At 34.3% G+C, this 26,196-nt stretch carries 21 protein-coding genes; 10 read left to right on the forward strand and 11 right to left on the reverse strand.

The genetic code is table 11. The features are described from left to right. Positions 1–1,704 carry a GMC oxidoreductase gene (locus UH7x_RS08500; RefSeq protein ID WP_482363298.1) on the reverse strand — a complete coding sequence of 568 codons (1,704 nt, stop codon included), beginning with the start codon at positions 1,702–1,704 and terminating at the stop codon, positions 1–3. A 152-nt stretch (positions 1,705–1,856) separates the two neighbouring features. Between UH7x_RS08500 and UH7x_RS08505 the strand changes: the two genes are divergently transcribed. The 5 genes from UH7x_RS08505 (at position 1,857) to nadD (ending at position 5,820) form a co-directional block, all read left to right on the forward strand. After that, on the forward strand, positions 1,857–2,909 hold the full coding sequence (locus UH7x_RS08505) for a sugar phosphate isomerase/epimerase family protein (RefSeq protein ID WP_482363299.1): 1,053 nt from the start codon (positions 1,857–1,859) through the stop codon (positions 2,907–2,909). A 12-nt stretch (positions 2,910–2,921) separates the two neighbouring features. Beyond that, complete coding sequence (locus UH7x_RS08510; RefSeq protein ID WP_482363300.1) at positions 2,922–3,683, forward strand: 3-keto-disaccharide hydrolase; 762 nt, start codon at positions 2,922–2,924, stop codon at positions 3,681–3,683. A 96-nt stretch (positions 3,684–3,779) separates the two neighbouring features. After that, positions 3,780–4,637 (forward strand): YicC/YloC family endoribonuclease, encoded by an 858-nt coding sequence (locus tag UH7x_RS08515; protein WP_482363301.1) that lies wholly within the window; start codon positions 3,780–3,782, stop codon positions 4,635–4,637. After that, entirely contained in the window at positions 4,637–5,230 is a 594-nt protein-coding gene (gene gmk, locus UH7x_RS08520; RefSeq protein WP_482363302.1) for a guanylate kinase, read from the forward strand. The genes UH7x_RS08515 and gmk overlap by 1 nt, the downstream gene beginning before the upstream one ends. 2 nt (positions 5,231–5,232) lie before the next feature. Beyond that, complete coding sequence (gene nadD, locus UH7x_RS08525; protein WP_482363592.1) at positions 5,233–5,820, forward strand: nicotinate (nicotinamide) nucleotide adenylyltransferase; 588 nt, start codon at positions 5,233–5,235, stop codon at positions 5,818–5,820. An 18-nt stretch (positions 5,821–5,838) separates the two neighbouring features. Here nadD and UH7x_RS08530 read toward each other — a convergent pair whose 3' ends face one another. The 5 genes from UH7x_RS08530 to UH7x_RS08550 all read right to left on the reverse strand — a co-directional run bounded on the left by UH7x_RS08530 (position 5,839) and on the right by UH7x_RS08550 (position 12,234). Beyond that, on the reverse strand, positions 5,839–7,008 hold the full coding sequence (locus UH7x_RS08530; protein ID WP_482363303.1) for a sialidase family protein: 1,170 nt from the start codon (positions 7,006–7,008) through the stop codon (positions 5,839–5,841). A gap of 60 nt (positions 7,009–7,068) precedes the next feature. Next, positions 7,069–7,479 carry a hypothetical protein gene (locus UH7x_RS08535; RefSeq protein WP_482363304.1) on the reverse strand — a complete coding sequence of 137 codons (411 nt, stop codon included), beginning with the start codon at positions 7,477–7,479 and terminating at the stop codon, positions 7,069–7,071. A gap of 101 nt (positions 7,480–7,580) precedes the next feature. Continuing rightward, complete coding sequence (locus UH7x_RS08540) at positions 7,581–8,528, reverse strand: CAP domain-containing protein (protein ID WP_482363305.1); 948 nt, start codon at positions 8,526–8,528, stop codon at positions 7,581–7,583. A gap of 137 nt (positions 8,529–8,665) precedes the next feature. Further along, positions 8,666–10,966, reverse strand: a complete 2,301-nt coding sequence (locus tag UH7x_RS08545) for an inorganic phosphate transporter (RefSeq protein WP_482363306.1) — start codon at positions 10,964–10,966, stop codon at positions 8,666–8,668. A gap of 71 nt (positions 10,967–11,037) precedes the next feature. Beyond that, positions 11,038–12,234, reverse strand: coding sequence for a porin (locus tag UH7x_RS08550; RefSeq protein WP_482363307.1), 1,197 nt, complete (start codon positions 12,232–12,234; stop codon positions 11,038–11,040). A gap of 385 nt (positions 12,235–12,619) precedes the next feature. Between UH7x_RS08550 and UH7x_RS08555 the strand changes: the two genes are divergently transcribed. Beyond that, the gene (locus UH7x_RS08555) at positions 12,620–12,976 is read left to right on the forward strand and encodes a toxin-antitoxin system YwqK family antitoxin (RefSeq protein ID WP_482363308.1); all 357 of its coding nucleotides are present in this window, start codon (positions 12,620–12,622) and stop codon (positions 12,974–12,976) included. A 74-nt stretch (positions 12,977–13,050) separates the two neighbouring features. Here UH7x_RS08555 and UH7x_RS08560 read toward each other — a convergent pair whose 3' ends face one another. The 3 genes from UH7x_RS08560 to UH7x_RS08570 form a co-directional block, all read right to left on the reverse strand. After that, a complete protein-coding gene (locus UH7x_RS08560) occupies positions 13,051–13,446 on the reverse strand; it encodes a carboxypeptidase-like regulatory domain-containing protein (protein WP_482363309.1) in 396 nt (131 codons plus the stop codon). A 167-nt stretch (positions 13,447–13,613) separates the two neighbouring features. After that, entirely contained in the window at positions 13,614–16,445 is a 2,832-nt protein-coding gene (locus UH7x_RS08565; protein ID WP_482363310.1) for a TonB-dependent receptor, read from the reverse strand. Between the two features lie 80 nt (positions 16,446–16,525). Beyond that, a complete protein-coding gene (locus UH7x_RS08570) occupies positions 16,526–17,953 on the reverse strand; it encodes a hypothetical protein (protein ID WP_482363311.1) in 1,428 nt (475 codons plus the stop codon). Between the two features lie 300 nt (positions 17,954–18,253). On the opposite strand from UH7x_RS08570, the gene UH7x_RS08575 reads away from it, so the two are divergent. Then, positions 18,254–19,597, forward strand: a complete 1,344-nt coding sequence (locus UH7x_RS08575; RefSeq protein ID WP_482363312.1) for a deoxyguanosinetriphosphate triphosphohydrolase — start codon at positions 18,254–18,256, stop codon at positions 19,595–19,597. 23 nt (positions 19,598–19,620) lie between these two features. Here UH7x_RS08575 and UH7x_RS08580 read toward each other — a convergent pair whose 3' ends face one another. Together UH7x_RS08580 and dxs are read right to left on the reverse strand one after the other, a co-directional pair. Continuing rightward, entirely contained in the window at positions 19,621–20,763 is a 1,143-nt protein-coding gene (locus UH7x_RS08580) for a DUF3078 domain-containing protein (RefSeq protein ID WP_482363313.1), read from the reverse strand. A 1-nt stretch (position 20,764) separates the two neighbouring features. Next, entirely contained in the window at positions 20,765–22,537 is a 1,773-nt protein-coding gene (gene dxs, locus UH7x_RS08585) for a 1-deoxy-D-xylulose-5-phosphate synthase (RefSeq protein ID WP_482363314.1), read from the reverse strand. A 364-nt stretch (positions 22,538–22,901) separates the two neighbouring features. On the opposite strand from dxs, the gene UH7x_RS08590 reads away from it, so the two are divergent. From UH7x_RS08590 to UH7x_RS08600, 3 genes are all read left to right on the forward strand, one after another. After that, positions 22,902–23,645, forward strand: coding sequence for a helix-turn-helix transcriptional regulator (locus UH7x_RS08590; RefSeq protein ID WP_482363315.1), 744 nt, complete (start codon positions 22,902–22,904; stop codon positions 23,643–23,645). Between the two features lie 180 nt (positions 23,646–23,825). Beyond that, on the forward strand, positions 23,826–24,590 hold the full coding sequence (locus tag UH7x_RS08595) for a LuxR C-terminal-related transcriptional regulator (RefSeq protein WP_482363316.1): 765 nt from the start codon (positions 23,826–23,828) through the stop codon (positions 24,588–24,590). A gap of 164 nt (positions 24,591–24,754) precedes the next feature. Then, on the forward strand, positions 24,755–26,116 hold the full coding sequence (locus UH7x_RS08600; protein WP_482363317.1) for a DUF5723 family protein: 1,362 nt from the start codon (positions 24,755–24,757) through the stop codon (positions 26,114–26,116). Positions 26,117–26,196: the final 80 nt, after the last annotated feature.

Consider the following 26,196-nt stretch of genomic DNA (forward strand, 5'->3'; position numbering starts at 1 on the left):
TTATGCGAATTTACCAGCCTTTAATTGTTGCGCTGCATGTTCTGCTGCTCTAGCCGTAAATGCCATATAAGTTAATGAAGGATTTACACAACTAGAGGAAGTCATAAATGCTCCATCCGTGACGTAAACATTAGGAACTAAATGAACCTGATTGTGTTTGTTAACAATAGATGTTTTAGGACTATGACCCATTCGTGCACCACCCATTTCATGAATGCCTAAGCCAGGATATGAAGATTCTTCGTACGGTTGTACGTCTTTAAAACCAGCTGCTTTAAACATTTCTACAATATCTGTAACCATGTCTTTGCGCATGTTATGTTCATTTTCTTTAAATTCTACATCGAAATCAAGTTGTGGTAATCCCCACTTATCTTTTTCAGTTTTACTTAGCGTAACTCTGTTGTCGTCATGTGGTAAAAATTCTCCAAATCCTGTTACACCAATAGTCCACTTGCCTGGTTTTAATATCTCTTCTTTTAAATCCTTACCATAACCCATTTCAGCAACAGATTCAGACCAAGAATTTCTACTCGCAGATCCTTGATAGCCAAAGCCTCTTAAATAACCTTTTCTTTTAGTTTTCTCGTCTAAGTTGGCGAAACGCGGAATATAAAAGCCATTTGCGCGTCTTCCTTTATAATATTTATCTAAATAGCCGTCAACTTTCGCATAAGCTCCTAATTTATAATGGTGATCCATAAGACCACGGCCTAAGGCGTCTGAATCGTTGCCTAATCCATTAGGGAAGCGTTCAGATTTTGACTGTAATAAAATGCCAACGGATGCCATAGAAGAAGCGCATAAGAAAATAATTTTTGCTTTAAACTCTAATTTTTCATGCGTTTCAGTGTCAATTACGCAGACACCAGTGGCCATTTTAGTTTTGTCGTCATAAATAACTTCATGAACAATTGAATTTGGTCTCAATGTCATGTTTCCAGTTCTTTCCGCAGCAGGTAAAGTTGAAGAGTTACTACTGAAATAACCTCCAAATGGGCATCCACGTCTACAACGATCTCTGTTTTGACATTGTGTTCTACCTTCAATTTCGGCATCTGGATCAGTAATATGAGCAGTTCTACCAATAGTTACTAAACGACCATCTTCGAATTTTTCTGAAACAGATTCTTTAAAATCTTCTTCCACGCAATTTAGTTTCATCGGTGGTTGAAATTTACCATCTGGTAATTGTTTCAATCCTAATTTTTGACCACTTACACCAATATATTCTTCTACCTTATCATACCAAGGTGAAATGTCTTTGTAACGTACTGGCCAGTCGATGCTAACACCTTCTTTTTTATTTGCTTCAAAATCAATGTCACTCCATCTATAGCTTTGTCTTCCCCAGGTTATGGAGCGCCCTCCTACATGATAACCACGTATCCAATCAAAACGTTTGGTTTGTACATAAGGGTGTTCAAGGTCATTTACGAAAAAGTGTTTATCCGTATTGTCGGGTGCCCAGTTTAAGCGATGTTGAATGTGATAATTTTTTTTATCTTCTTTAGAAAGCCGCGTCTTTAGAGGATCATCCCAAGGGTCGTCATTCATAGTTGGGTAGTCCTTAATGTGTTCTACCATTCTACCACGTTCTAAAACTAGAGTTTTAAGTCCTTTTTCACAAAGTTCTTTGGCCGCCCAACCGCCACTAATTCCAGTTCCAACCACTATGGCATCATACTGCTCTTCTAGATTCATAAATTTATTATATTAATTCTGATGGTTTTCCTATATTTATATCTTCTCAAAGAAAAAGAAGATTAGGGGTTTTTCAAATCTAAATATAGGGTTTATTCCTAAAAAGAACACAATAAAACCAAATTCAACTAACATAATAGAAGTAATTAAATATGAAGACAATTAAAGGTCCTGGCGTATTTTTGGCGCAATTTGTAGATGATAAAGCTCCGTTCAATTCTTTGGATGGAATGTGTAAATGGGCATCAGATTTGGGTTATAAAGGAATTCAAATTCCAACATGGGTTGATTTTTTAATAGATTTAGATAAAGCTGCAGAAAGTCAGGTTTATTGTGATGAATTAAAAGGAAAGGTTAATTCTTATGGTTTAGAAATTACTGAACTTTCAACGCACTTGCAAGGACAATTAGTAGCAGTACATCCTGCCTATGATTTAATGTTTGATAATTTTGCACCAGACAGTGTAAAAAATAATCCAAAGGCAAGAACTGAATGGGCTGTAGACGTAGTAAAGAAGGCTGCAACCGCAAGCAGAAGGCTTGGACTTAATGCACATGCTACATTTTCCGGTGCTTTGCTTTGGCATACATGGCACCCTTGGCCACAAAGGCCTGCAGGCTTAGTAGAAATGGGTTTTGAGGAGTTGGCAAAAAGATGGATGCCTATATTAAATCATTTTGATGAAGAGGGAGTAGATGTATGTTATGAAATTCATCCTGGAGAAGATTTACATGATGGTGATACTTTTGAGCGATTTTTAGAAGCAACCGGTAATCATAAACGAGTGAACATTTTATATGACCCTAGTCACTTCGTATTGCAACAGTTAGATTATATTGAATATATAGACCATTATCATGAGTTTATTAAATCGTTTCATGTAAAAGATTCTGAGTTTAACCCAACAGGTAAGAAGGGTGCTTTTGGCGGTTATAATGATTGGGGCGATCGTGCTGGTAGGTATCGTTCTTTAGGTGATGGACAAATTGATTTTAAAACTATTTTTTCTAAACTAACACAATATGGTTGTGATGTTTGGGCTGTTATGGAATGGGAGTGTTGTATAAAAAGTCCTGAACAAGGTGCCCGAGAAGGTGCTGTATTTATTCAAGATCATATTATTGAGGCTACTGAAAAAACCTTCGACGATTTTGCAGGTTCAGCAGTAGACAAAGAGATGTTAAAGAAGATTTTAGGAATATAAATAATACAATTGATGAAAAAATTAGTAGTAGTAGCATTCGCAGTTTTTGCCAGTATTGCTTGTAAGGATAAAGCTGAGAAAGCAGTTGAAGAAGCACATGAAGCAGTTAATACCGAAGCACTCGAGTCTGAATGGATTACATTGTTTGATGGATCTTCTCTAGATGCTTGGCAAGCGTATATGGGTGGAGATGTACCTTCAAGTTGGAAAATTGAGGATGGAGCAATGGTTTTTATACCACCAACGGATGAAGAGCGTTTGGATGAAAATGGCAAAAAACAAAGTTTTAATCTAGTTTCGAAACAAGCCTTCACAAGTTTTGAGTTGACGATAGATTGGAAAATTTCTGAGGCAGGTAACGGAGGAATATTCTGGGGAATTGTTGAAGATGCTAAGTTTAGTCAGCCTTACCATTCAGCTTTAGAAATTCAAATCCTAGATGATGATAAACATCCAGATGGAAAAAATGGCACATCGCATCAAGCAGGTGCCTTATATGATTTAGTGTCGCCATCAGAAAAAGCGGCAAAACCAGTTGGTGAGTGGAATACAGCAGTTATCACTGTAAATCACGATACTAACAAAGGAACTTCAGTTTTAAATGGAGTAGAAGTTGCCACATTTCCGGTACATGGTGCAGAGTTGGATGCTTTGCTTAAAGGGTCAAAATTTGATGGTTGGGAAGGTTTTGCAAAAGCTAAAACGGGTAAGATTGGATTACAAGATCATGGTAATGTTGTGGCTTTTAAAAATATCAAAATAAAGGAACTTTAGTATTTATTTAAGAAAGTACTGTTGTTTGATAAGCCAATGAATATCAATAACAAGCTGCTAATTTTGGCTATCTTTGTTTAAAATTAATAACTGTCTATGATCCAATCAATGACCGGTTTTGGGAAACATGTTGCCCAACTTCCTTCTAAAAAGATTACCGTTGAACTTAAATCGTTGAATAGTAAAAATCTTGATTTAAATGCGCGGATGCCGCAAGCATACCGCGCTAAAGAATTGGAGTTGCGTAAAGTAATTGCAAGTTCATTAGTTCGTGGAAAGATTGATTTTAGCTTATATGTTGAGTTGACAGGTACAGAAACTTCTGCAGTCGTAAACGAAGAGGTTGTTAAGCAATATATGCAACAGTTGAAGTCGATTGCAGATGGTGACGATATTCATTTATTAGAAATGGCTTTGCGATTACCAGATTCGATGAAGACCGAACGTGAAGATCTTGATGAAGATGAATTTGCGGTAATTCAAACAGTTTTAAAAGAAGCTCTTTTAGAAATAAATAAATTTAGATCGGAAGAGGGAAAAGTACTAGAGACTGATTTTGAAAATCGCATCAATACTATTGAAAGTCTTTTACAAGAAGTTATAAAGATTGATGTTGATCGTATTGATACTATTCGAGAGCGATTAGAAAAAGCAATGGCGGATTTAAAAACTGATGTAGATGCTAATCGTTTCGAGCAAGAATTGATTTATTATCTAGAAAAGTACGATATAACGGAAGAAAAGGTACGATTGGCTAATCACTTAGAATATTTTTCTACTACTTTAAATTCGGCTGATTCAAATGGTAAAAAGCTCGGTTTTATTAGTCAGGAAATAGGAAGAGAAATCAATACTATTGGTTCAAAAGCAAACTACGCTCCTTTGCAACAAGTAGTTGTGCAAATGAAAGATGAGTTAGAGAAAATTAAAGAACAAATGTTAAACGTACTTTAATGAAAGGAGGAAAGCTTTTGGTGTTTTCGGCGCCTTCTGGTAGTGGTAAAACAACTATTGTGCGGCATTTATTAAGTCAACCAGAACTTAATTTAGCGTTTTCAGTTTCTGCAACATCTAGGGCTCGCAGGGTAAAGGAAAAGAACGGCGAACATTATTATTTTATATCCATTTCAGAATTTAAAAACCATATTAAAAATGATGATTTTTTAGAATGGGAAGAAGTATATCGAGATAATTTTTATGGCACTCTAAAAACCGAAGTAGAACGACTTTGGGCTGAGGGTAAAAATGTGATTTTTGATATAGATGTTGTTGGAGGGTTGCGAATTAAAAAGAAGTTTCCGGATCAAACATTAGCTGTTTTTGTTAAGCCACCAAGTGTTGATGAGCTTAAAATACGTTTAAAGAAACGCAGTACTGAAAGCGAAGATAAAATTAACATGCGTATTGCCAAAGCTTCGGTAGAGCTAGCGACAGCCCCTCAATTTGATAAAATTATTAAGAACTACGATTTAGATGTAGCTTTAGAAGAAGCCAAACAATTAGTGTTAGACTTTATTCAAGAACCTACTACTGATAAAAAGGACTAATGGTGAAAAAGGTTGGACTTTATTTTGGAACCTTCAACCCTATACATATTGGTCATTTGGTAATTGCCAATCATATGGTGGAGTTTTCTGAGCTTGATGAAGTTTGGTTTGTAATAACACCTCAAAGCCCCTTTAAAACTAAGCAATCACTTTTAGAGGATAACCATCGTTATCAAATGGTTTCAGAAGCGGTAAAGGATTATCCTAGATTAAAGCCTTCAAAAATCGAATTTGGTTTGCCACAGCCAAATTATACAGTGCATACGCTAGCACATTTAACTGAAAAATTTGGTGATACGTATGATTTTTGCCTCATTATGGGGGAAGACAATCTTAAGGGGCTGCATAAATGGAAAAATTATGAGGTTATCTTGGAAAATCATGAGCTATTTGTTTATCCAAGAATTTCGGAAGGTAAAGTAGAACATCGTTTTGAAGGTCATACCAAAATACATAAAGTGAATGCTCCAATAATGGAGATTTCATCGACTTTTATTCGCAAAAATCATAAAGCAGGGAAAAACATTAGACCGTTATTGCCAGACGCAGTATGGAAATATTTAGATGAGATGAATTTCTATAGGTCTTAAAAAAATTTAAGCCAATATTTATTTCATAGGGATTCTACTGAACCGTATTTTCTTATAATCATCGGTTTCGTAAATAACGCCCAAATTATTTTTATCTAATTGCACTAAATCTGAGTAGGCAGAAAAACCTTGATGCACCTTAAAAAGTGTATACCAAGTCTTAGTTTCATCATCACTGGCCATAATGATAAGGTTCTCGCGTTTATTTTTAGAAGATGGGGTTGAGAAGAGCACAAGTTCTTTATCCCCTTGCCAACTCAATAATGCCGACTGTACAATCGGACTAGGAAATTTGTTAGATTCAACAATAGGCTTTTGAAAGGTCAGTCCACCATCGAGACTAAAAGTTTCTCCACGATTTTTTTCATTTGAGCCTCCGTTTTGGTCTCTAGTATTTACATAAATTCTTCCGTCTGATAGTTCAGTAATTGTAGTTTCATTTGCTTGTACAGCATCACTTATATTTTCATCTACAGCACCAATTTGCCATGTGTTTCCAGTATCATCGGAATATACCAGGGCCATGCAAAAGGCTTTGTTTCCTTTGGCTATGCTAATTGCCACTGGGGTTATGAGTCTTCCCTTATTCTTGCCATGTTTTAATTCTATTCCGTGTACGGGGCCAATAGCATGCCAGCGCCAATTTTTGCGTTTTATACTTCGAGTAATATTCTTTACTGGAGCCCATGTTTTACCTTCATCAATGGTAGCTGTTATTAGGGCCATGCGTTCATCTTTTTGGTCGTAATCTTTATTTAAAATATCATGCTCGCTCATTGAAGTAGAATTAAAAAGAAATACCACTTTATTTTCATGACTAACATACAAGGGCACAGGATTTTGTACAGCCATAGTATCTAAATCGTATAGCACCTCTATTGGCTGCCAAGTTTCGCCCTGATTAGTTGACCTTCTGTATACGATATCAATATCACCGAAATCACTAGTTGAATTTTTACGTCCTTCTGCAAATGCTATTAATGTGTTTTTGGTTTTGATTATAGTTGGTATTCTAAAAGCATGATATCCATTCAACCCTGAATAAAAAGGAATCGTTGTTAGTGTAGTATTGTTAGAAATATTTTTATCATCAGAAATATCATACTGCTGTGCAAAACAAGGGAGGGAAAAAAATAGGTAGATTAAACTCAACAAAAAGAAACTGGAGTGTACGCTTAAATTCTTCATAGCTGGTAAATTTTCAAAAGACTAATTGAAGGTATAGAAATAAGTAGCTATAGGGAAATGTTAAGAGCTTTTTTGTAAAATATTTTCAGCCCATGAAAAGGCATTATCAATATTATCAAATACTCCTATCGGTTTTGAAATGAATAGTTTTTCTAGCTTAACAAGCATGCGACGATATTTGTTTTGCGAAACAATAGCGAAGCCTTTAAAATTGGGGAACATTTCAATAACATCTTTGTAGCCCATAGTGTCAGAAGAATACGAGTTCCGACGGTGAGAAATGTATATAATAGGTTTGTATTCGCCGTATATCTGTTGGGAAAGATATATAGGTTCAATGGCATTTTCTTTGGTTACATGTACGCCATCATTAAATTCACCAACAACAATATTCGTATAAAATAAGAATTTACCTATTTCAAGTTTGTGCTCTGCAATAAACTGTTGTTTTGTACTTGGTATAATTTCCATCGTCGAATAAATGCCCGTTGAAATATACAATAATCCAAAGAATAGTACTTAAGAATTAGTTGTTTAATATTATTAAATCGTTCGAAGTTATTAGCAGCGCACTAACTATTAGGGTCGAATAGAATTACGGAATATTCGAAATCTTCAAATTCACCGTTAATTTCTACATTGGTAAGAGTAACCACGTAGGCTGTGTCTTCTGTACTATTGGTTTTAATTCCTTGTGGCACCCAAACGATTGTTGGGTCTCCATATACGGTGTTTAAATCTTCCATATTTATAGTTACTGAGTTCCCTGTTTCATCAACCATAGAAACGGTAGTCTGACTAAAATCGGCACCTTTAATTGAAAATGACCATCTTGGGTAAACCAAGTTGTTTGGCACATATTCTGCAGGTGGCCAAGCAATATAATCAGGTTGGTCAGCAGGTGCTGATCCAGAATTGCCTACAACCCAAATAACATTTGAATTATCAGTATTCCCTACTCCCATTGATTTGAGTCTAGGCCATAGCAACCATCTTCTATGCCCTACAGGGCCATTAGAGTTTCCTGGTTCACTTATGTATAGGTCTACTGCTTCGGCATTTTTAGACATTGCTAGATTGGATTTTCCTGCAGCTTCACTTCCATCTTCAGTGAAACACGACCAACTAGAAGGTGGAAAATGGTCTAACTCTTGGTTACTCCTCATCATTAATGCCGCTTCTTGTGCTTTAGTGCTCTGAGCAGAATTCTCTGTTAAGGTGTTGTTTAAACCTACGGCTAATCTAAAATAATGTACGCGTTGGAATATTTTCGACATTATATTTTCTGATATTGAACCTGCATTGCATTCGGAAGAATCTCCGTTCCATTGTGCGTCGGCACTCGTAGTTTTTGATGCTACATAATGGTCTTCATATAATTTTTTAGCTGCTGCTCTTGCAACATTGTCAGTTTCAATTTCTGGAGGAATAGCTGTTTCGTCATCTTTACTACAAGAATTAAAAATGACTAATAAACCTAATGATGTAATAAGAAAAGAACGTTGCAAGATGCGAAACATAGCGATTTGGATTTGCTATGTTAACGCATAATTCTGTAAAAGGTGATATTTTTTCGATGAAACGACAATCTCGGAAACAGACATTTGAAACTGTTATCCTTTTGGCTTTTAATTAGTTCTTTGAATTAACAGAGATGCTATTCTTCTGGAATTACTGGTTTTGCAGGGGGTATAGAGCTATCGTGTTCCTGAAAATACTGTTCAAGAAGATTCGTAGTAGCCGTTAAAAGATCTTTAGTTTCTAAAAGAATAGAAAAATATAGCGTAGTGTTTTTCGGGCTAGATTCTTCAGTTCTTGTACGTGCAATTTGTTTAGCTATTTTTTGAGAAACAAGGTCAAACAATTCTTGTTTGCCTCCTAAAATAACGCCAATTTGCTCAAAAGAATGTGCATCAAATGCTTTCTGAGTTTTTGTAAAAATCTCATCTAGTTTTTGATCAATTTCTTTTAACTCTTTAATTTGATTGTATTTTAATTTCTTATGATTATTGTAAACGTGTTTGTGGCTAACTTTACCTATATATTCTAAAGATTGAGAAATATCTGTTAAATGCGCTAAAGCGTTAATATAGAAGTTACTTGCTCCAACACTAGCTTCATCTAAATTTTTAATAAAGTAGAAAATATGATCGCGAAGGCCATCTATTTCATCAGAGAGTTTAGCGCCTTGCTTTTTATTCTTTTTAAGTAAGTTTAAATCTTGTGTTGCAAGCCCATTAATAGAATTGGTATATATTTTATTTGTACGTTTAATAACGGTTGAAATATTAGTGGCACTTTCTTCAATTACGCCTTGAATAGAACTACTTTCTGCACGTTGTAATTGATCTTCTTCTTTTATTTCTTTTGATTTCTTATTGTAATTAATATAGTTTCTGGCCAATAGAAGTATAGCTACAAACAATAAAATAGCGATAGCAGCACCTTTGCCAAAACTAATAAGAGAAAGAATTGCACCTGATGCTATAAAGGCAATTATTGCGGTCATAAACCAACCGCCAATAACATTTAGTACTCCAGCAACACGATATACAGCACTCTCAGCTCCCCACGCTCTATCGGCAAGTGAAGAACCCATAGCTACCATAAACGTTACATAAGTTGTTGAAAGCGGTAATTTGTAAGAGGTGGCAATTGATATTAAAATTCCAGCTACCATTAAGTTTACAGCGGCACGTACCAAGTCGAAAGCCGGTAATTCGTGAACTCTATCTTTAGATAATGTAATTACTGGCTTTTCAAATTGTTTATCTATCGAAGCTCTCCATGTATTTGGAACAACAGTGGCGGTATATTTTGAGATTGCGATTGCAGCACGTACCAATCCTCTTGAAAGAAAATTAGGTTGAAAACGCTCTTTGGTTTCACTTTGGCTTGATAAATCAATAGATGTTTTTACTACACCTTTAGCTTTATTTGAAAACCATAAAGTTGCCACCATTATAATTCCAGCAAAGAGCAGCATTAAAGTAGGAGTAGGAACTTTTGAAGCAAGTATTTCCATGCTAAATTCGGACGGGTCTACACCTGAAATTAACCATGCTTCGTACGATTGCCATGCAGCAATTGGTACTCCGATAAAGTTTACCAAATCGTTTCCAGCAAATGCTAATGCAAGTGCGAAGGTGCCAACTCCAATAATAAGTTTGTAAATATTGGTTTTAAAAAATTCAACTAATACATAAGAGAGCACTGACCAAAATACAAAACTCGCGGCTGAAATAGTAAACCAGCGCGATTCTAAAAAGTCTTTTATTGTACGACCATCTAGTAAATCAAGGTTTTCATTAGCAAATGCAGTTCCTTTAATTCCTTTCATTAAAATGAAGTAGGTAATCGCAGCTAGAGCAGCACCACCAAAAAGAGCGCCAACCCATTTTGGTTTTTTTCCATAGTTAAATGATAATAATAGCCTCGAAAGCCATTGCACTAGCGCGCCTATGGAAAACGCGACTACCACTGACAGGAGTATTCCGATTATTATTTCGGTGGCCTTATTGGTATTAATATAGTTTACAACATCTGAAAAATTACCGCTATCAGCACCAATTTTTATAAGTGCCATTGCTACGGCAGCACCTAAAAGTTCAAAAACGATTGAAACCGTAGTAGAAGTGGGCATTCCCAATGTGTTGAAGAAATCTAGTAGTAAGATATCTGTTATCATTACTGCCATAAAAATGAACATGATTTCATCAAAATAGAATTCACCCGGGTTAAAAATACCCTTACGTGCAACTTCCATCATACCGCTAGAGAATATGGCGCCGAAACCAATACCCAAACTTGCAACAATCATAATTGTCTTAAAGGATATAGCTTTTGAGCCGATTGCAGAATTTAAGAAGTTTACTGCATCGTTACTAACACCAACTACCAAATCTGCAATTGCAAGTGCTACAAGAGCAACGATCATTAATAAGTAAAAATTATCCATAAGTGAACTCAAAAAATAGTTGGCAAATATCTATAACTGATCTTGTTACAATGTTATCTAAAGGTTATATTTTAAAAGTGAATATCAACTTGTAATCTCCACATCAATTCATCGTTGCTTATAGCATCTGATAAATAGCTGAAATCGGTCTGTACTTTTAATTTATGACCAACAATATACTTAGAAAGTCCTAATGTATACTGATTTTGTTCACTTATTCCAGTAATAGTTTCATCTAAATCAATATTTGTAAATCTACCTGAAACTTCCCAATTATTAGAAAACAGATAACCAGTTTGCAAGTTTAGTCCATTTCCAACTTGTACAACATCTCCAGTTAATGTGCCATCTGAATTTTTTGCGATGGGGTCGGCAGCGCTTCGATGGGCAAATTCCCCCATAAAAGAGTATCCTTGGTATTTAAACATAGCATCTATGAAAATTGTATTGATATCTGTTTCAAAAAAGCCGATATCATTATTCATATAATTACCTTGATTGCTACGTGTTTTTACCGCGTCTTTATTGTGGTCAAAAGTTGCTGCAAGCATTAGTTTGGGACTCTTGTTTCGCTTTAAATCACTAGAAACATAGGCTTTAAAGTCCCCAAAAGGGAATAGCTCGATGCGCGCTGTATGTTGTAAACCGCCAAGATTGCCACTTGTAATGTTTCTGCCTTCTCCTTGAGAAATAGCTAATTTTTCTCTAATTAAGAATTTTTCTGATAGATTAAAATGATGTCTTATTTGAATACCTTGATCTCTGTCTAATGTAAATGTGCTATTTAATAAAGAACGATCAACTTGTTGTAAATTACCTGAAGAAATTACTCTTTCAATGTTGCCTGGGAGTTTTGTTTGTCCCATCCAAAATTCGAAATTCCCATAGAAATTCCACATTAGTACGCCGTCTAGAATATATCTTGGAGAATTGCTGGTAAATTCTGAAGCTCCAGAAATATCTCTATTTGAAAGCCCTAACTCTATTTTGTATTTTAATTTAGGTGAATAGGCGAATCCGTCAAATTTTAGTCGAGCCCTACGAATTGAAAAATTTTGTTCAGGATTCGTAATCTCCCCATTTGCATTTTTATCCCAGGTACCTACAGTTAAAAATTGCATTCGTGTTCCAATTTTCATGGTCCAAGTACTGTCCTTTCCCACAAGGTTAAATAATCCGTTGCCAAAAGCAGGGGAATTGGATTCTTGAGAATAGGAATTAAGTAGACAAGACAATAGTAGTCCTAAAAAAATATACTTGAGTTTCATTGGAGGTATTTATTCGAATTGACTCAATTGAGTTTTTCTCAAAGTTAATTTAATGTTATTTAAATATTATGGAATAATGGATTAAGTTGAATAATGAATTATTTATTCCAATTCTAATAAAGAAGTTTATAGTTTGAAATCTATTTTGAAGTAGGTTGTGGTTTTTGTAAATATATGATAGTAAGCCTTGTATGGGATAATTTTTAGATTTGAGAATTTCATATAGTGTCGATGAAATGTAATATGCTATTTCATCTTGATAATTGTAACACACTAAAAATCAAATAAAAACGTTTCTAATGTAAATTTAATGTTACGAAAAAGTTGTTTAAATGTTATCTAACACGTATCTTTAAACCTACATGTGAATATAAAACAGATTGTAATGAAAAATATATTTTTAACGCTAGCGATATTATTAGTATCAAGTTCAGCTTTTGCTCAAGAAGAGAAAGAGATGAAATTGAATGAAGAAACTAATTTAATTGAAGCAACGTATTATCATGATAATGGTAAAATAAGTCAACAAGGCACCTTCAATTTGGATAAAAAATTACACGGTGATTGGATTAGTTATAATGAAGAAGGAGAGAAAGTTTCAGAGGGAGCATACGTTAATGGTATAAAAACAGGGAAATGGAATTTTTGGAATGACGGTTCGTTGAAAGAAGTTGAATTTAGTAATAACGCAATTGCGAGTGTTGTAAATAAAGAAAGTTCTGTGCGTGTAACTAAGAATTGATTATAGATTGCAAGCATAAAAAAACCGTCAGCCCAAGGCTGACGGTTTTTTTATGCCATTATTTTTATGGCAACTTATTTTCCGGCAGTGTTAGTTGTATTCACTGCAATTTTTTCTTCATTACTTGCTTTTGAGTTTAACGAAGTTTCGTCAAAATCAAATGTTATCGCAGATAATGTTTCTTGTAGTTCAATAGTTTCATTCGCTTTAACACTTACGGTAACTTCTTTAGTAGTGTAACCCGCAAAACTAATTTGAACAATATATTCACCAGGATTTACATCATTTAATTCAAAATTCCCGAAGAGATTTGTTTGCTTGTTTGTTTTGTCACCTTTTAAGGAGATGTTTGCAAATAGCAACGGTTCATTATTCATTTCTTGATCTAAAATAGTCCCTCTAATAGAACCTTGTTGTGCAAATAAACTTGTAGAAAAAAGAAGAACTACAAGTGCTAGTATGTTTTTCATATGATAAAAATTATCCACTACAAAGAAAGTTCTTGATTGTAAAGTTAAAGTTAGGAGTAGGTTAATAGTAAGTTGTAAAATTGTTAAGATGTGGTTTCCATTTATAAAAAAAAATAGCGTCCTTACTTTAGAAGTAAAGACGCTATAAACCATGTAGAGTTTCTATATTAGAATTTTATATTATACCCTATAGAGAAAGCTGTACCCGGACTTCTCAAAGAGAATATTTTATTTGATGCTCCAAAAGACTCATATTCGCTTAAAACATCATCTCCTAATAGGTTAGTTGCTTTCAGGCTTACGCTTTGGTTGTTGTTTTCTCCAAAGCTTTTAGAGAGATTGAAGTTTAAATTGTTATAAGGCATTGTGTAAACATCTGGTACAAAACCATTACCTACAACTTGCAGCGTTTTACCTTGAACATTATAAGATAATCCCATCTGTAAATTGTTTTCTTCGCCTTCATAATTAATTCCTGCATTAATTAAAAATGGTGATTGTCCTTGTAGTTGACGATCATTATCTAATGTTTCACCATCTCTTAGGCCTAAAGTTCTAAGGTTGCGTTCTTGTTCACTATATACTTGTGTTGACTTAATAAACGAGGTGTTTAAATTCATGCTAAAGTTATCAAGAATAGAAGATACAAATCCTAAATTTTTGCGTATTTCAATTTCAACACCAATAACATCGGCATCGCCTAAATTCTGTGGTTGGAAATTATCTGTTGAAGATTCGAAATACGTAAGTTCAATTGGATCTTTAAATTTTTTGAAAAATCCGCTTAGTGCTATCATTTCTGCATTTTGTCCAAACCATTCAGCACGCACATCAAAATTATTTACATAGGTAGGTAACAGGTCAATATTACCAATAAAAGTATTGTTTGATAGTGGGTCGAAAATCTTGGCAATTGAAGCCTCTTTAAATGAAGGTCTTGCTGTAGTTCTAGCGTAAGAGCCTCTAAGGTTCACTTGCTCTGTTAATTCATAAATTAAGTTGGCAGTAGGAAAGAAATCAAATTCGTCGATTATTGTTTCGTCATCAAAAATAACTTTCTGTGGGTCGTTAATATCACGGTTATCCTGTCCTGTATATCTCGATTCAAACTTTTCCATTCTTAGTCCAAGTACAGTTCTTAACTTAGTCCCTAATTTAAATTCATTAGAAGCATAAGCAGCTATATTTTGCTGTACAGCTTCGTATGTATTTGCTGGTTCGCTAATAGAAATGTCTGGATCAATAAAAGAGCCACTAGGATTTGCTGTAGTCCAAAGATTTTCATCCTTTAGAATGTTATCAGGGTTGCCATCATATAGCAAGGTAGAGGCATTGCTCTCAATTTCGAAGTTAAGAATGTTGAAATCTCTTGCCTTATAGGATCCATAAGCGCCAAATTTTAGTTTAGCATCTTTCTCATTTATCTCATATTTTTTAGTCAAATCTATTTTAGCAACACCGTTTACTTCTTCTAAATCTCTCCAAATTCTTTTTGGTTGATTGTTCTGAGGAATAGATGAAATACCATCTTCAACTTGGAAAGATGTCGTACGAATATCTTTATCTTCTATTCTTGAAAGCGTAGGAGAAAGTGTCCATTCAGTAGTCCATGAAGCATCTTCATTAGTATGTGTACCAGATAAGAGTGCATTTGTAATAGAGCGTTGTGTATACTCTAAGTTGTCTTTAGAAAAGTTGATAAAGTCAGTGAAATTTAATGTTTGGCTAAATATCCCAGCTGTAGATTCTCCGTTTTGTAAATGCAAGAGATTTAATTTGTACTTAGAACGTTCAGTCTTATACGAAGTGCCTAAGAGACCACTTACCAATACATTATTAGATCCAATATTTCCACTTTGCGTTCTAAATGTTTCTAATTCATTTACAGAGGAATCAGAATTTCTTCTATAAAAATTATTTTGAGCCCCTTCGTAATATGAAGTGGTATTTTTATAAGATACAGAAGCTAAAAATCCGATGCGATTAATTTCTTCTTTTCCGACTATATATTGATTTCCTGTGGTTAACCCAATACTATAGTCCATGCCATTACTACTTTTCATAGCAGCTAATGTTGGACTAAAACTATTTGTAATCGTTGTGAGTCTAGAATCATAAGTAGATGTACTTGGTATATCTTGATTTCTATTAATAGGGACATCTCTACGACCACTATCGAAACCGAGAAAATCTGTTTTACTGCCATCGTAATCCAAATAATTACTATTAAAGTGCATGTCAGGGTTATATGTTCCGCTAACAGAAAAACTATGTTCTTTTTTAGTGGGGTAGTCTTTTGTTACAATATTGACCATCCCTCCAGTAAAATCTGCAGGTAAATCAGCAGATGCTGATTTTAGAACTAATACATTGTCGATTATATTGGTTGGGAATATATCTAATTGAATAGTGTTTCTGTCGGGATCTAGCCCAGGAATATCTACACCATTCAAAATTGATTTAGTATAACGGTCTCCAAGGCCACGAACGTAAACATATTTGCCACCTTGTACAGAAACTCCAGGTACTGCTTTAATTGCACTAGCTACGTTACTCGAACCTGATTTTTTAAATGTCTCGGCAGACAAGCCATCCAACACATTAACCGCTTTTTTTTGAATAGCTAAAACCGCAGTTTCTGTATTCTTTTTTACGCTTACCGTTACTACAACCTCATCGAGACCTTCTGCAAGAACTTCCATAGTTAGATTTACAGTAGCAACTTCTCCTTCTTTAATTACTACTTCTGTTATTTCTACGCTTTTATATCCTAAAAAAGAAAATTCGAGAGTGTAGGTGCCAGGCTCTAAAGACAGTGTGTAAATTCCATCGAAATCTGTAGTTGTTCCTGTAGTGGTACCTTTAACCAAAACGTTTGCGAATGCCACTGGATCCAGAAAGTCTGCATCAATTATTTTTCCGGTGACCTCTCCTTCTTGTGAGAATGTCGATTGAATAATTAAGAAGGCGAGTACTAGTAATTTTAAATTAATTTTCATCTAAATATGAGTTAGCTCTTTATATACCAAATGCCCGCCTTGGATAAGGCGAGCATATTGGCGAAATTTAATATTGTGAATTAGAATCCTAATCCTGCTTTTGTGTTTGAATATGTCCAACTGAAATCAGAAAGAGTTGCTCCAACAGTATTTGCATCTTGTGCTACTTCTGTAGTCCAATCCGCTGCTCTTTCAGTAAATGTTGGGTCTAAAATTATTGTTGATTCGATTTCAACATCATTATCATCTTTAGCAACTTTCTCTACAAAAATTGCATTATCAAAACCTGTAACTTCCCAAGCGCTGAAAGTAAGTAGACCGTCCAAGTAGTTTTGTGCTACATCATTCGCATCTAATTCTATATCCTTACCATCTTGAAAACCATATGCGTAGATGTTTTCTGTAGCGCCCATTGCGTTACTTCTATAATCCGCATACTCTCCATTAGGAGCAGTTGCGCTACCTATAATAGTTACATTTTTTAAAGTGAATGAACCATTAGCTGAGCCTTCTGGACCGTCAATTTCAAATGCATGATCAGAAACATCACCAGCAACTACAACGGCGTTGTCGATAATTCCTGAATAACCTTGATCAACATCGATGGCATCATCACCTTGCGCCCATACAAAAAGGTTACTAGCATTTACAGTTCCTCCGAAAAATTCAATTCCATCATCAACATTACCAACTATTTCAATGTTTTCAATAACAGTTCCTGAACCAACAGAGCCTAAGGTAAGACCGTTTATTTCGTTGCCTTCACCTATTAAGGCACCACCATGTCGAATAGATATGTATTGTAGTACACCTGAATTGTCGGCATCATTTGGTGCGTCACCTGGGCCGTATAGTCCGAAAGTATCGTCTGCAGGTATTCCTTCGATTTGAACTTCTGTTACGTCATTTTTAAATGAACCAGCAGCTCTACCCAATACTACAAGACCACCCCATTTTCCTCTTTGGTTTTCGTCCAAGTTAGTACCAGCAGTTGATCCAACAGCAATGTTGTCTTCTTCAGCAGTAAAGATGATAGGTTTGTCAGCAGTTCCTTCGGCCATTAATTTTGCTTCTCTTTGTACAATTAAAGCAGAAGCTAAAGATCCAGAACCTGGCTTTCCTTTTATGATAGTACCTGGTTCAATAGTTAAAGTAACACCTTTACCTATAACAACCTTACCTGCTAATAAATATATGTTAGTAGCTTCCCAAGTTGTGTCTGCAGCAATTTCTCCTGAAATAGTTATTATCTCTGCACATGTGCCTCCAATATCGATACCAGTTTCATCTTGATTCTGAATACCATCACTACAAGTAGCTGTTGTTCCTGGATCAGTTTCACAAGCTTGGCAGTTAGGGCCGCCACAATCGATACCAGTTTCACCCTGATTTTGAATACCATCGTTACATGTCGCCTGAGCTTCCAAAATAGCAGGCTCATCATCATCACTACATGATGATACAATTAATGCGGTAGTGGCTAATAATGATAGAAATAACTTTTTCATTTTTTTCTCGTGTTTTTGTTACCTAGTGTTTGTTTTGAGCAACCGCTCTTTTTTATTTTACGTTGCAAATAAACTAGAGAGTTGTAAAAGTGACGTTACTGCCATGTTAAACATGTATTGTAAAAGTGTTAACTAAACGTTACTATGTTAATTTAATATTAATAGTATTATGGCATGCGCAGTAATGACGGGCGATTACTAAAATCTGTATCTTGCAATCTTTAATGACGAAATAGGGAAAAATTCGGCTGATATTTCGCTGTTAATGTTGAAAAAGAAGATTTTAAATTTCGATGTAATATGAATTGGGAAGAACTACTCTCATTAAAGCGTTATGGTGACAGCCATAAAAGATTACGTAAAGAACAAGATGAAACTCGGTTGGGTTTTGAGGTAGATTATGATCGAATTATTTTTTCTTCGGCCTTTCGCAGTCTTCAAGATAAGACACAAGTTATTCCACTTTCAAAGACAGATTTTGTTCATACCCGACTAACACATAGTCTTGAAGTTTCGGTTGTAGGTAGGAGTTTAGGAAGAATAGCTGGGAAAAAGATACTAGAAAAACATCCGCATTTACGCGAAGCGCATGGTTATCAGTTTAACGATTTTGGAGCTATAGTAGCAGCTGCGGCGTTGGCTCATGATATTGGTAATCCTCCTTTTGGACACAGTGGGGAACAAGCAATTGGCGAATATTTTAAAAATTGGAATGGCCAAAAATATCAATCAGATATTTCTGAAAAAGAATATCAAGATTTAATTGATTTTGAAGGGAACGCCAATGGATTTAAACTACTAACCGAATCACGAGAAGGTGTCGCTGGTGGATTACGTTTAAGTTATGCAACATTAGGGGCATTTATGAAATACCCAAAAGAGTCGTTACCAAAGAAACCTACAAAACATATTTCTGATAAGAAGTTTGGTTTTTTTCAGTCAGAAAAGGAAGGTTTTGAAAACGTTGCTAATGAGCTTGGTTTGTTGCAAACTAGAAATGGTGCAGATATTTCATTTGCAAGACATCCATTAACTTATTTAGTTGAAGCGGCAGATGATATTTGTTATACCATAATTGATTTTGAAGATGGAATTAATTTGGGTTTAATTTCAGAGGAATATGCCTTGGAGTATTTAATTAAATTAGTAAAAGACAATATAAATACTAAAAAATATCACTCGCTTAAATTTAAAGCTGATCGTTTAAGTTATTTAAGAGCATTGGCAATAAGTACTTTGATAAACGATGCTGTGAATATTTTCATTAACAATGAACAGTCTATTTTAAAAGGTGATTTTGATGTGTCATTATTAGATAAGAGCAAATATGAAGCACAAATAAGTGATATAATTTCTTTAAGTGTTGAAAAGGTTTATCAATCTTTAGAAGTATTGGAAAAAGAGATTGCAGGGTATAAAATAATCTCTGACATACTAGATGTATATACAGGCGCACTTATTCGAGAGCAAGAAAATAAGGCTTCTAATTATGATAAGTTAATGTTACAAACGTTCCCAAAATTGTATCATGATAAAGAAGCTTCTAAATATAATATTCTTTTAAATTGTTGCTGTTACGTGGCTAGTTTGTCGGATAGTGCCGCTGTGCACATTCACAGAAAAATATCTGGTTTAGAAATCTAACGTGAATTACATTTTATTATAATTTAAAAATTATAAGCAACTCCAACGCCTAGCAATTGTTTAAACTGTAGTTTAGGTCTTCCTTCATCTATAACAATACCAGCATCATTCTTAATAGGGTCAAACAGAATATCATCATCATAAATAACATGTGTGCCTAAATTGGTTACAATATATTTATTAACTTTTAAGGTAAAGTTTAACTCCCAATCAACATCTACATTGCCAAAGCTTTGTAAGTAGTCGGTATATAAATTCAACCTGTGTTTGACGCCAATGTTATCCATAAGTTGGGTTTCCCAATTATTTGTAATTAGCAAACCAACCTCTAGAAATATGTTTTTTCCTTTTTCTATGATATTTCCATCGGTATCGAGTACTGCCTTTTCTACACCAAAAGAACCTTTATCCGCCAAATCTTGATCAAACACAAAAGTTGACTTCACAGTAAGTGGCGAACCATAAAAGTTAAATTTTCTATCTTCAGAAATATAGGAAGTTCCGGCACCTAAGAAAAAATAACCAGGACTCATGACTCTAGAGATAGGGGTTTCTCGGTCTGGATATTTATAACCATCGGTATATTGAGTGTTGAAATTTGCCTTCATTGAATAGTACCAATTGCTAATAGTGTCGCGACGATAACCAACAGTAGAACTAACTCGAATTGCATCATCAGTTTTTCTTATTTTCTGACCTTCTTGTAGGTTTATACCATATCTAGTTTCTAAAATATTTTCCCATTGCAAATACCTGAATTTGTAATTGCGTTCAAAACGGGCATTTGTTTGCGCTGAAATAGAATTGTTACCACCAGCATTCCAATTTACAAATGCAGCCTGACTAAAGTTAAGACCTAAAAGATTAACGCTTTGCCAAAATGTGGGCACTTCAAACTTTTTATAGCCTTCTTTTAGGGGTTTTGTTTTTTTGAATGAAATAGTAGTGTTCTGAAGGTTTACGCTTTCCGTTCTTTGTTTAATCCTAGATTGCATTCTTCTAATAACTATAGTGTCAATTAGTGTAGTGTCCATTACATATGGAGCAGTTTGTAATGAATCTGTTTTTTCTTCTTTGGGTAGTTCCTCAGTTGGTATTTCGTCTTGTGCGAAAAGGTTTGAAATTCCAAATAATAATACTAAAAGGAGTGCAATTTTGTTAATCATATTATAGTGTCTCTATTAAATTTTGTAGATATATTTTAATCGTTGTATTGTCTATTTTGGCAAGATTATACAACTCTTTGGTAGTGCCATGTTCAAAGAATATATCTTCTATTCCGAAGATTTTCAATGTATTTTTATAATCATTACTATTTGCAAATTCAAGAATTGCCGTGCCAAAACCACCAATTTTGCAGCCATCTTCAACTGTTATTATATACCTGTAATCATTAAATACCTTTTTAAGCAAAGATGTGTCTAAGGGTTTAGCAAAACGCATATCGTAGTGGCCAATGGTTTGGTTATTTGCTAATTCAGAAATTATTTTAGTTATGTTATTGCCAATAGGGCCAAATGTTAGGATAGCAATGTCTGAACCTTTTTTTAATTCTATAGATTCGCCAATGGTTATTGATTTAAAAGGAGTTTTCCATTCTTGCATTGTTCCGCTACCTCTAGGATACCGAATAGCAATTGGATTTTTTAAACCTCTTTGAGCTGTATACATCATATTTCGTAGCTCTTCTTCATTAATTGGCGTAAAAATAATAAGGTTGGGTATACAGCGCAAGTATGCAATGTCATAAATTCCGTGGTGGGTGGCACCATCTTCACCAACAAATCCTGCTCTATCTAAACAAAATATAACCGGAAGGTTTTGTATGGCAACATCGTGTATAACTTGATCATAAGCACGTTGTAAGAATGTTGAATAAATATTACAAAAAGGAATAAGTCCTTCTGTGGCCATTCCAGCCGCTAAAGTAACTGCATGCTGTTCCGCAATGCCAACATCAAATGCTCGATTGGGTATCGCTTGCATCATGTACTTCATAGAGCTTCCGGTAGGCATAGCAGGAGTTATACCAATAATTTTTTTATTTTTTTCGGCAAGTTCGACTAAAGTATGTCCGAACACATCTTGATATTTTGGAGGGAGATTTTCAGTGGATTTAGGTGCTAATTCACCAGTCTTTTTATTGAATTTTCCTGGGGCGTGGTATGTAACCTGATTTTCTTCAGCCTTTTTTAAACCTTTTCCTTTAGTGGTAATAACGTGTAAAAGTTTAGGGCCAGGAATAGATTTAAGTCGATCAAATTCTTTTAGTAGGGCATTCAAGTCATGACCATCAATAGGTCCAGAATAATTAAAATTTAAACATTCAAAAATGTTTTCATCTTTGGCAATGCCCTTTTTTACATTGGTGAGATATTTTTTTAAAGCTCCAACACTTGGGTCGATACCGATTGCGTTATCATTTAAAATAACAAGAATATTGGCCTTTGTAACGCCTGCATGGTTTAAACCTTCGAATGCCATTCCACTGGCAATAGAGGCGTCACCAATAACAGCAATATGATTTCGATTCGTGTCACCTTGTAGTTTTGAGGCAATAGCCATACCTAGTATGGCGGAAATTGAAGTTGAGCTATGACCTGTTCCGAAGCTGTCATATTCACTTTCGCTACGTTTTGGAAATCCACTAATGCCGTTTAATTGGCGATTGGTGTCAAAAATTTCTTTTCTGCCTGTTAATAATTTGTGCCCATATGCTTGATGTCCAACATCCCATATAAGATTATCAATTGGGGTATTATAAACATAGTGTAGGGCTATTGTTAATTCTACTACGCCTAAACTTGCACCTAAATGTCCTTCTTTAGTCGCAACAATATCGATAATAAACTCACGAAGTTCTTGGGCAAGTTCAGCTAGCTCGTTAATTTCTAATTTACGAAGGTCTTTAGGGGAGTTTATTTGTGTGAGTAAAGCCATTTAAGAAGTACAAATTTAATGGGTATTATCAATTGCACTGTTAAATAACTTGTTAATTATGTATTTCAACTCATAAGTCTGCATATGTTTTTGATTTTGAGCACTTTTTGTTAAATTGAAAGACCAAACCAATACTATTATTATGATATTCCCTCGACACAATCATCTTTGCCGAAATATAAACGGTGAATTCCTTTCACAAAATTTGATATTTACTACAATTTCTTATCAAGAATAATGCCTTAATTGGAGTTGATTTATATAAAGTCAATTTTAAATAAATTATAAGGTTTACCTCATTAATTATACCCCAATCCGAACACATAAAATATTCAAATCCTATAAAGCATTATAAAAATTTGTAATGAAACAAGATTATAGAGCAGAAATGCGAATTTTTAGAAAAGAAATCAAAAGTATTGTTTCTAAAAATGAATGCGATAGGAAGTCATACGAGCATTTAAATAATTTTCCACTTAACAGTAAACAGTGTTTATATGTGGCATGCTGGTATGATGGTGGAAATGTTTTTGAAAAGGGGCTTAAAAATCTAACGGGATATGGTTTAGATGAATTTAAAACTGAAGATTTAATTCAATATATACATCCAGACGATCGTGATTTAGTTATGAATATCGTACAAGAGGTAATTAGGCACGCTGTTGCTGTAGATTTAAGCGATGGTCCGGCTCATTTGTTCCTCACTTTTAGGTTGCGAAAGAAGGATGGAACTTATATAAAAGTATTGCGAGAATCTTCCTCTTTTGAATTGAATAGCGAAGGTAAAATGGTCAGTAATTTTTCATTATTAACTGATATTTCATTTATGGATAGTAATGATTGTGTTGAGTGGAGTTTTGAAGCGAACAAATTAGATCTTCTGGCTTTTAAGGATATAGTTTATTCTGTGTATCAAGATTATTTTACCAATCGCGAAAAAGAGATAATAGCACTTATAAATGATGAAAATACAACTAAGCAAATTGCTGAAAAATTATTTATAAGTAAACACACGGTAGCAACACACCGTAAGAAAATTTTTAAAAAAGCAGGAATAAGTCATGTTAAGGAGCTGATTTTATTTTGTAAGAAAAATGGGATACTTTAAATATACCCTGTAGAGGGTATATAATAGCAATGTATAAATATTTATTTTGCATCAATGATTTATCCCTCAAATCTAACTTCCTGCCTTAGTAGTATAGAGAATACTTATGTAATTGCAACCTGTAGATATATTAATACCTCGCGGCTGGGCATAGCTTAGTCGACTTTATTTGTAAGAGTTATGAATTTAGATTTTTATTCAGATATTTTTAGTACGGAACATAAAGTAGAAAAAGCAGTTTTAAAAAAGCACATTGAGAAGTTGGAAGAATTAGATCAATATCTTCCTAGACTGCAGTCTTTTATTATGGTTCAGGATACTGTAAATCAGTCTTTTGAATTTGTTTGTGAGAATTATGAAAAGCTTTTGGGGTACAATAAACAGGATGCTATGGAGCAAGGGATGGCATTTCATTTTTCTAAGATTCATCCTGAAGATATTCCCAGTTGGATGAATATATTAAATGATCTCATGCAACATACTATGAATCATGTTGAGCGTGCGGATCGAATTAATTGTGTGTATTACTGGAATTATAGACTTAAAAGTGCCGACGGTAAATATGAGAATATTCAAGTACATCAGACGCCCTTATTCTTTGACGAGCAAGGTAAACCAATATTAGGTTATTCACAGAATACTTTAACTGGAAACTATAAGAAGCAACCTATGGTTGGGGTATGTAAAAAATTAAACGTCAATAATGAGTATGAAACACTGTATTATAAAAATTATTCTGAGACACTTTTAATAGATTGTTTAACTAATCGTGAATTCGATGTAGTGCGTTTATTGGCAAAAGGACTTTCCACCAAAGAAATATCTTCTAGATTAAATATTAGTATTCATACCACAGCAACCCATCGAAAGAACATACTTTCGAAATTACAATTTAATTCTTCTTCCGAAATAATCAACTATTGTAATCAAAATCAAATATTCTAATTTCAATTATCGTATTTAAGAAAGACTCTTTTTTAAACAGAGGTTTTTTATTTAAACCACACTTATAAAGTAGGTAAATTCTTACTTTGAAAATATAATTTTAATACTATTTACACGTTAAATAGCCTAACAAAATAAAGTTTAGTGCTAATTAATTTGTGACTATGATTCGAGTAAAATTTAAAAATGCTTTTTACCTGTTTGGTTTAACCCTAGTGAGTTCATTTTATCATTCAGGATTAAGTGCTCAAAGTTATATAGGTAATGTTATGGATAATTATGCCGGTGTTCATGGGGTAATTGTTAATCCAGCTAATGTTTTTGATTCGCCTTTTAGTAGTGATATAAATATAGCATCTGCCAGCGGTTTTGTTGGAAGTGATTTTATAGGAATGTCTATATCTGATTTAATTTCTTATGGTGAATTCGATTTCGATTCCGATGCTGAACGATATCCGTTAGCAAATAATCATTTTTTCGGTAATGTAGATGTGTTAGGTCCATCCTTTATGCTTAATGTAGGAGATAAGCAAAGTCTTGCTTTAACTACTAGAGTAAGAGGTCTTTTTAACTTAAACAATATAGACGGTAACTTGTATGAACGAATATCAGATGGTTTTGAAATAGGCAATGATTTTAATTTCGACTCAAATAATCTAAGTTCAACAATTCATGTGTATTCAGAAATAGGTTTGACTTATGGTCGCGAGATTTTAAAAACAAAAGATCAATTTATAAAGGGCGGTGTAACTCTTAAATATTTAATGGGTGCTGGTGGTCTTTTTGTCGATTCTCCAGAGTTAAATGGAAATTTTAATGGTACTACCAATTTCTTATCAACTCAGGGCTCTATTGCATATGGTAACACTCCTGGCTTCGAAAGTGATTCTCCAGAATTTAGCGACCTTCAGAGTGGTTTTGGATTAGATTTAGGCTTGGTCTATGAATATAGAAAAAGAATGATTGATGAAAGTGTACAAGGTACAATTCCGCAACAATACAAATTTAAAGTAGCACTTGCCATTACTGATGTTGGCAGTATAAATTATAAAAATACGGAACGCACAGAATATGATGCTAATGGAAATGTAAATGCACTAGAATTTGAAACTAAAGATTTAGATGAAGTTTTAGAAGACAATTATACTGGTACTACTACAACTGGTGATCAAAAAATACAACTGCCTACGGCAATGCAAATTATGGCAGATTACTATGTTGGTCATAAGTGGTATGTTGGAATGCATACTTCTCTTTCTATGCGAAAGACTGGTAATGGTATTTCTAATAATATTATTAATACCGTAACCTTGGCACCAAGATGGGAGTCTAAATGGTTGAGTGTTTATTCACCAATAGGATTGCGTCAATATGGAGATTTAGCATGGGGTCTTGGTTTAAGAATGGGTCCATTAACATTGGGATCAGGCTCTGTCTTCACTAATTTAATCTCTGATAATAGTAAAAATGCAGATGTATATGTGGGATTAAAAATTCCGTTGTATAAAAAAATTGTATTTAATTAGAAAACCAAAGTCAATTCTTCATTTTAAATAATTTTATATAAAAAACCCTGCATAAAAAGTGGGGTTTTTACATTTATTCT

This window comes from Aurantibacter sp. UH7 (genome assembly GCF_056839165.1).